General features: G+C 55.4%; 1 protein-coding gene. It reads right to left on the reverse strand.

Going from position 1 to position 1,088, the window contains the following annotated elements; translation table 11 throughout:
* Window positions 1–121 precede the first annotated feature (121 nt).
* The coding region (locus tag AC3WVG_RS12205) for a hypothetical protein (RefSeq protein WP_488798390.1) at window positions 122–1,088 on the reverse strand (967 nt) is incomplete at its 5' end.

Genomic DNA, 1,088 nt, shown 5'->3' on the forward strand with positions numbered 1-1,088 from the left:
GGGAGGGATTCGGGGACATTGATGACAAGCGCGCCAAACCTGCCAACAATAAGGTCCACGGTTCGGCGTTGAGGGCTTCGTCTCACCTCAACCTGCAGATCATCGATTTGAACGACTTCCTTCATCTTACTAAGAACCTATGCCTGCTTTTTGCAAGGTCCACGAACCGGATCGCCAGTTCCTGGACCTGGTCCTTCGGAATCAATCGGGACCGCCGTAAAGAGCGAAACACCCAATTTTCCAATCGCTGACGGCTCGGCGGATCGCGCCAAAAGCCAACCCTTGCGATCTCGGCCTTGATGTGATCGACGATTTCGATGGTCGTCGCCACAGCTGTTCGGAAGCTCTCGCCCTCCAGGCTCTTGCCCGAGGACTTTTCTACGGCGTCCTTCAACAGGCCAAAGAACGGGGCCTGCACCTTAGGATCGAGACCTTCGATTTCCTGTTCCCGTCCCCGCTTGAGTTCCTCGTCAATGAAGCGTTGCAGCTCCTTTTCAAGCTGGGTCCAGTTGTCTTTCAGGTCCTGGAGAATCTGTTCCAACTTCTCGCTGAGCTTAGTGAACAACGCTGGGTCCTCATGCAGATGGATGCTGATGTGATGCCGAGCTGCGTGGAGCATGCGGGAGGCCCGCGCCTTCGCCGATTTTCCTGCGTTCACATGGTCGGCGAAGTTCACGTCCAGGATTTCGACCGGCGGTATCTTTGGGTCAATGCCGTTTGCAGCGATGTATTCATCGATGAGTTGTTTGACCTTGTGCTTGACCCCGTATAGGTTCAGCTGATCGTCGTAATATAGATTCGCCGCGACCTTGGCGATGAAACCGAGTATCTTGGCGTCCTTGAGATACGGCATCGCCTCCGGCCGGGGCATGACGATTCCAAGGCTCTCCAGGAAAAGGCGCAGCTTGTTGATGAACTCAGCCCGAATTTTCACGTCCGCCAACAGGTCCACGCAGGCCTCGATGTCCCGGATGCTAGAAATTCCCCTCGTAACGAATACATCCACGACTCGCTTGTGGCGATCCCTCAGCTTTGGAACCTCGTCCCGGATATCGACCATGGGATCGTGCGTCTCGTCCTCGTAGTCG

Source organism: Desulfovulcanus sp., assembly GCF_982781345.1.